Source organism: Patescibacteria group bacterium, assembly GCA_034660655.1.
Classification (GTDB): domain Bacteria; phylum Patescibacteriota; class Patescibacteriia; order JAACEG01; family JAACEG01; genus JAACEG01.
The window spans coordinates 1-6750 of the sequence record JAYEJU010000065.1; the positions used below are offsets into that span (position 1 = coordinate 1).

Annotated in this window: 12 protein-coding genes; all 12 read right to left on the bottom strand. The window is 29.5% G+C overall.

The genetic code is table 11. The annotated features are described in order from the left end of the window. Window positions 1-25 precede the first annotated feature (25 nt). The gene (gene rpsI / locus U9O55_04790; protein ID MEA2089121.1) at window positions 26-523 is read right to left on the bottom strand and encodes a 30S ribosomal protein S9; all 498 of its coding nucleotides are present in this window, start codon (window positions 521-523) and stop codon (window positions 26-28) included. A 9-nt stretch (window positions 524-532) separates the two neighbouring features. Then, window positions 533-883: a 50S ribosomal protein L13 gene (gene rplM, locus U9O55_04795; protein MEA2089122.1), complete on the bottom strand. Its 351-nt coding sequence runs from the start codon at window positions 881-883 to the stop codon at window positions 533-535. 4 nt (window positions 884-887) lie between these two features. Beyond that, the gene (rplQ, locus tag U9O55_04800; GenBank protein ID MEA2089123.1) at window positions 888-1235 is read right to left on the bottom strand and encodes a 50S ribosomal protein L17; all 348 of its coding nucleotides are present in this window, start codon (window positions 1233-1235) and stop codon (window positions 888-890) included. 3 nt (window positions 1236-1238) lie between these two features. Further along, a complete protein-coding gene (gene rpoA / locus U9O55_04805; protein MEA2089124.1) occupies window positions 1239-2051 on the bottom strand; it encodes a DNA-directed RNA polymerase subunit alpha in 813 nt (270 codons plus the stop codon). 49 nt (window positions 2052-2100) lie between these two features. Then, window positions 2101-2739 carry a 30S ribosomal protein S4 gene (gene rpsD / locus U9O55_04810; protein ID MEA2089125.1) on the bottom strand — a complete coding sequence of 213 codons (639 nt, stop codon included), beginning with the start codon at window positions 2737-2739 and terminating at the stop codon, window positions 2101-2103. Between the two features lie 12 nt (window positions 2740-2751). Continuing rightward, complete coding sequence (gene rpsK / locus U9O55_04815; GenBank protein ID MEA2089126.1) at window positions 2752-3150, bottom strand: 30S ribosomal protein S11; 399 nt, start codon at window positions 3148-3150, stop codon at window positions 2752-2754. A 56-nt stretch (window positions 3151-3206) separates the two neighbouring features. After that, a complete protein-coding gene (gene rpsM / locus U9O55_04820; protein ID MEA2089127.1) occupies window positions 3207-3596 on the bottom strand; it encodes a 30S ribosomal protein S13 in 390 nt (129 codons plus the stop codon). An 85-nt stretch (window positions 3597-3681) separates the two neighbouring features. Continuing rightward, complete coding sequence (rpmJ, locus tag U9O55_04825) at window positions 3682-3795, bottom strand: 50S ribosomal protein L36 (GenBank protein MEA2089128.1); 114 nt, start codon at window positions 3793-3795, stop codon at window positions 3682-3684. Window positions 3796-3909: 114 nt separating this feature from the next. Next, a complete protein-coding gene (infA, locus tag U9O55_04830) occupies window positions 3910-4152 on the bottom strand; it encodes a translation initiation factor IF-1 (protein MEA2089129.1) in 243 nt (80 codons plus the stop codon). Between the two features lie 98 nt (window positions 4153-4250). Next, window positions 4251-5627, bottom strand: coding sequence for a glycine--tRNA ligase (locus U9O55_04835; protein MEA2089130.1), 1377 nt, complete (start codon window positions 5625-5627; stop codon window positions 4251-4253). A 106-nt stretch (window positions 5628-5733) separates the two neighbouring features. Continuing rightward, a complete protein-coding gene (locus U9O55_04840) occupies window positions 5734-6066 on the bottom strand; it encodes an acyl carrier protein (protein ID MEA2089131.1) in 333 nt (110 codons plus the stop codon). A gap of 24 nt (window positions 6067-6090) precedes the next feature. Beyond that, complete coding sequence (gene greA / locus U9O55_04845; protein ID MEA2089132.1) at window positions 6091-6552, bottom strand: transcription elongation factor GreA; 462 nt, start codon at window positions 6550-6552, stop codon at window positions 6091-6093. Window positions 6553-6750: the final 198 nt, after the last annotated feature.

Here is a 6750-nt window from a genome sequence, read left to right on the forward strand (position 1 = left end):
ACAAATTTTTATTCTTGATTTTATTTTATCTCTTGCTCCATTGTGGCGCTCGTCTTGCTCGTTTTAATCCTGGTTTTTTTCGTTCTTTTCTTCTTGAGTCTCTTGTTAAAAATCCTTGTTTCCGCAAAGGTTTTCTAAAGTTAGGATTTATTTCCAGCAACGCTCTAGAAATCCCATGCCTTATCGCCTCTGCCTGTCCAACTTTTCCGCCTCCAATTACTTTAGCCCAAATTTTTAATTTTTCGCCCTGCCCCACAAGTTTGAATGGAGCGTAAATAATATTTTGAAGATTTGTTGTTTTAAAATAGTCCCGCATCTTTTTTTTGTTTATTGTTATTTCGCCTTCGCCTTTCTTGTAAATTCGCACTTGAGCCGTTGCGGATTTTCTTCTACCAACAGCGTAAATATATAGTTTTTTATTTTTACTTACATTTTCTTTGCTGTCTGTTTTTTCGGTAATTTTAACCTTTTTCTCTTCTTTTATTGGCTTTTCATTTTTTTTAATTGTTTTTTTATCTGTCATATTTTAAATTTATTTTATTTTTAATCTTTTTATCATATCATTCCTTAATCTGTTTTTAGGAAGCATTTTATAAACAGCCATTTTTAAAATTTCGCCTGGATTTTTATCAAAAATTTCTTTCATTTTTTTTTCTTTTAATCCGCCAGGGTATCCTGAATGTCTGTAATATTTTTTTTGTTCTATTTTTTTACCGGTAAATTTTACATTAGCGATATTTTCAACTTCAACAAAACCGCCTTTATCTTGATTAAATTCAAAATCAGGATTATTTTTTCCGCGCAAAAAAGAGACTATTTGCGTCGCTATCCTTCCAATTGCCTGATTAGTCGCGTCTATTTTGTAAATTTTTCTATTTGTCATATTTTTATACAAATTCTATTTGAACTATTTCAGCGCCGTCGCCCTGCCTTTTTCCAATTCTTATAATTCTTGTGTATCCTCCTTTTCTTTCTTTATATTTTTTTCCTAACTCAAACGCTTTTTCAATTGCTTTCTTTTGAGGCAAAGTTTTAATTAATTTTCTTCTTGCGTTCAAATCTCCATCTTTCGCGACAGTGATCATTTTTTCAACCAAAGACTTAACGGCCTTCGCTTTTGCCGGCGTTGTTTTGACTTTTTCATAAATTATAACACTCGAAGCTAAATTTTTCAGCATCATTTCTCTTGGAGCTTTTTTTCTGTCTAATTTTTTAACTTTATTTCTATGACGCATAATTTATTTTTTTGCTTTTCCGCCAGCTGGTGGATTTTTTTTAATAGTTGCTTTTTTATCAACTGTTTTATCTTTCTTTTTTATTTTCTTTTCTATTGTTTTTTTTTGTTTCTTTTTTTCATCTTCTATTTTTATATTATCAGAAACAAAATTAAACTGTTCAATTAATATTTTTACTGATTTTTTTAACGCTTCCTGAGAAGTGATAGTTCCGTCTGTCTTAATATCTAAAATAATATTTTCATAATTTGTCATCTGTTCAACTCTAACGTTTTCTATATTTAATCCGACTTTTTCAACAGGACTGAAAAAAGAATCTATGGCGATTACTCCTATTTCCTTGTTCTGATCCTCTACTCTTTCTTCTACAGGCCAATAACCTCTTCCTTTTTTAACAAATATATCCATTTTTATTTTAGCTTTTGCGGAAGTTAGCGTTGCAATATGAGCATCAGAATCAGTTAAATCAACATCGCTTGTTGTTTTTATATCTTTGGCTTTTACTTCTTTTTTTCCGCTTACTTCTAAAGTTAATTTTACTTGCTCATCGGTGTGAATTTTGAAACTAAGCTGTTTTAAATTCAAAATTATTTCTACCACATCTTCCATAACATCAGGAATTGTGGAAAATTCATGATGCACGCCTTTGATTTTAACAGCGCACACAGATCCGCCCTCTAAAGAAGAAATCATAACTCTTTTAATAGCGTTTCCTATTGTTATTCCATATCCTGGATAACAAGGCCCAATAATCGCCTGCTCATTATTTTCGGCTATTTTTTTAAAAGTAATTTTTTGCGGAAGACTAATAATCATATGATATATTTATTAGTGGAGTCTTAAACAACCCCCTTTAAAATTAAAATTATCTTGAATAAAACTCAATAATCATTTTACTGTCAAAACTTTTTTCAATTTCTTCTATGCTTGGCTTAGATAAAATTTTTATTTCCATTTTTTCTTTGTCAAAAATAAACCAGCTTTGAATTTCTTGATTTTTTTTGTTTTTCAATTCTGCTATTATGTTTTTGAAGAAAATATTATCTTTTTTTGTTTCTTTAATTTTTATAACATCATTAATTTTAAGCTGGCAAGACGGGATATCTGTTTTATATTTATTAACGATAAAATTTCCATGTCCCACTAATTGTTTTGCTTGATTTCTGGATTTTGCTATTCCAGCGCGATAAATAACATTGTCTAAGCGCATTTCCAAAAAATTTATTAAATTTTCATTAACATTTCCTTTCAGTTTAATAGCTTTTTCGTAATATTTTCTGAATTGTCTTTCTAAAATTCCATAAATTTCTTTTGCTTTCTGTTTTTCACGCAATTGCAACCCATATTCTGTTATTTTTGTTCTTGTTTTTTTAGCTCCATGAATACCAGGAGCATAATTTCTTTTAATAATAGCGCACTTTGAAGACAGGCATCTATCGCCTTTTAACATTAATTTTTTTCCTTGTCTTCTGCAAATTTTACATTTTGCTTTTTTAATTGGCATAAATTTTAATTATTAAACTCTTCTTGGCTTGCGTTTTCTGCAGCCATTATGAGGAATCGGAGTCATATCTTTTATTGAAACAACATTTAATCCATTGATGTTGAGCGCTCTTACCGCGGAATCCCTGCCGGGACCGACTCCTTTTACGATAACTTGAATATTTTTTAGCCCGTAAATTTTTGATTCGTCAACTGCTTTTTTAACTATTACTCCAGCCGCGTAAGGGGTTGCTTTTTTAGGACCTTTAAAACCATTAACTCCAGCGCTCGACCAGCACAAAACATTTCCACTTTGATCAGTAAGTGTAACTATAGTATTGTTATAACTTGCTTTAATATAAGCTTTGCCACTTGTGACTGTTTTAACGGATTGTTTTTTTCTTGTTTTAGTTTTTGTATTTACTTGCGCCATTTTTATTTTTTTAAAATAGATTTGTCGCGAAATTAATCAAGCGACAAGCCTAATAATTAAGTTTTTTGAGCTACTGGTTTTTTACCGCTTATTGCTATACGGCGAACATTGCCCCTAGCGGTTCTGCTGTTGGTTTTTGTCCTTTGACCTCTTTTTGGCAATGACTTAATATGCCTTGTCCCGCGATAAGAGCCATTTTCTTTTAATCTTTTTATATTAAACATAATTTCTCTTTTTAAATCTCCTTCAACTCTGTGCCTTTTTTCAATAATTTCTCTTAATTTATTCGTCTCTTCTTCTGATAATTCATTTGTTCTCTTATTTGAATCAATTTTTGCTTCTTGAATAATTTTGTTGGCTAAATGCGCGCCAATCCCAAAAATATAAGTTAATGCTATATGAATTTTTTTTTCATTTGGTAAATTTATTCCAGCTATTCTTGCCATAAAAATATATAAATAAAATTAATAAAATCCTAAAAGCTAAAAGCTAACAAAGCCCTTCCTGCCGACAGGCAGGTAAAAGCTAAGTTTACCCCTGCCTTTGTTTATGTTTAGGATTTTTACAAATAACATGAACACGTTTTTTGCGCCGTATTATTTTACAGTCTTTGCACATTTTTTTTACTGATGTCCTAACTTTCATATATTAATTTGTATGATTTTATAATATCAATTTTTTTATAAAATTAACAAATAGTTAAATTAACAAAATTTAATTCGCATTTTATTTTGAGATGTCGGCTAAAATTTAGTAATATTAAAATCTATAAGTAATTCTGCCCTTGCTTAAATCATAAGGCGTCATTTCCATTTTTACCTTGTCTCCCGGAAGCAGTCTAATTTTAAACATTCTCATTTTTCCTGAAAGATGAGCCAAAACAGTATGTCCGTTTTCCAGCTCAACTTTAAAAGTCGCGGCAGGCAATAATTCTAATACTGTTCCCGTAACCTCTATAAATTTTTTACTATCAGGAATTTTTTTATCCTTGTTTTTTGCCATAAAAAAATTAAAAATCCAGAATTTAATTTAAAATTCTGTATTTGATTTGTATTCTAAAACAATTTTTTAAATATGTCAATAGATAATTCACGCATATATTATATTTCTAATTTTTCTTCAAAATATTTTTTTAATCCCGCAATTTTTATCCTTTCCTGCTTCATTGTATCCCTATCCCGCACGGTAATATCATTTTTTTCTAAACTGTCAAAATCAACCGTGACGCAATAAGGCGTTCCAATTTCGTCTTGGCGACGGTATCTTTTTCCAATATTTCCATTGTCATCAAATTCACACACATATTTTTGTTTTAATATGTCGTAAATTTCTTTTGCTTTTTTAACTAATTTTGGTTTGTTTCTTAACAAAGGAAAAACAGCGATTTTAACAGGAGCAATATTTTTAGGAAATTTCATTACTATTCTTTTTTCTTTATCAATTTTTTCTTCTGTGAAAGCTGAGATAAGCGTTGCTAAAATGCTTCTGTCAACTCCAAATGTTGGTTCAAGTATATGCGGAATATAACATTCATTGGTTTGAGTATCGCGATATTCAAGTTTTTCCCCTGATTTCTTAGAATGTTGCGTTAAATCAAAATTACCGCGATGCGCCATTCCAAATAATTCGCTAAATCCAAATGGAAATCTATATTCAATGTCAACTGTTTTTTTGGAATAATGCGAAAGTTTTTCTTTTGGATGCTCATATCGCCTAATATCTTTTTTTTTCGCGCCAAGACTTGTTATAAATTCTTCCTGCGCTTTTAGCCATTCTTCAAATAAAGACTTCCAATTTATTTTTGGGCTTATAAAATATTCTATTTCCATTTGTTCAAATTCACGCAAGCGAAAAATAAAATTCCCGGCGACAATTTCATTGCGGAACGCTTTTCCAATTTGTGCGATTCCAAAAGGAATTTTAACCCTCATTGAATCTAAAATATTTTTAAACTCAATAAAAATAGCGCCCGCTGTTTCTGGTCTTAAATAAACTTCTCCTTTAACGCCGTTCATTTCTGTTTTAAACATCATATTAAAATTTTTTACGCCAGTCCAATTTGATTTTCCACATTCTGGACATTTTATTTTTTCTTTTTTTAAAATTCCGTTCATTTTTTCAAGATTGCCCTCTAAATCTTTTCCTGTTGCTTCTTCAACTAAATGGTCTGCTCTAAATCTTTTTTTGCATTCCTTGCAATCAACCATTGCGTCATTAAAACCGTCAATATGCCCAGACGCTTCCCAAACTTTTGGATGCAAAATAATTGGTCCGTCAATTCCAATAACATTTCTTTTTTCATGAACAAATTTTTTCCACCAAAGTTTTTTAATGTTATTTTTTAATTCAACGCCATAAGGACCATAAGTATAAGTGTTTGCGAAGCCATTATAAATTTCCGAAGAATTAAAAATAAATCCTCTTCTTTTGCAAAGAGAAACTATTTTTTCCATTAGATCATTTTTTCCATTAGACATAAAAAATTTTAATTTAATTTATCATATAATAGTATCTTACTTAATTTTAGTTTAAATGTCAAAAAAAGAAAGGTTCATCTTGCGAACCTTTCGTATATTATGCTTTCTATATTGTTATTGCTTTTGTATATTTATGCTTAAATTGCATATAATATACGAATAGAATTGCATTCCCAACGGTATCAACTTGTTCATTATAATAACTTTCATCATCAAGTGAAAGAACAAAATCAAATTGCTCTTCAACAGCACACAGAAATTCTATAAACATTCTGCTACAGAAACCAAGATCATCAGAAAGATTGCTCTTTTTTTGTATTTTTTTTAGAGGAATTTTAAATTCCTTCATAAAAATATTCTTTAATTGTTCAAAAATTACATCAATGTTAATAATACCAACTTTTGCAAAATTATAAGAATGAACATTATTCATTTTCATGCCTCCTTTTGTTATTATATTTTTTTATTTTATTTCTAAAATTTTGTATTTTGCCTCACCGTTTGGGGTTGTTATTAAAAATTCATTTCCAACTTCTTTATCCATCATTGTTTTACCAAGTGGAGATTCATTTGATATTTTTCCATTTATTGGGTCAGCCTCATTAGATCCTGTTATTGTATATTCTTGGATGCCACTGCTATTTTTCACTTTAACAATAGAGCCTACACTAACTATTTTATTATTTTTTTGGCTATTGTCAATTATAACGGAATTTTTTATTAAATCATCCAGCTCTAATATTTTCCCCTCCATAAAAGATTGATCTTCTTTCGCTGAATGATAATCAGCATTCTCGCTCAAATCTCCCAATTCTTTTGCTTCTTGTATTCTTTTTATCAGTTCAGGGCGTTTTATTTTTTTTATTTCTTCAAGCTCTTTTTTGACTTTTTCTAAGCCTTCCGCGGAAATAAATTTTTTACCCATAGAATATTTAAATAAATAATAATATGTGAAAAAGTATATATTTTTTTAAAAATTATGTCAATACATTCTTACTACATTCTAATCCAAACCTTAATTAACTAAAAAAAGACATTTTTTTTGGTATAATTGTTTAATCTAACAAATTAACAATTAACCAATAAAAAGATGCCTTATAAACATATTACATCAATACAGCGA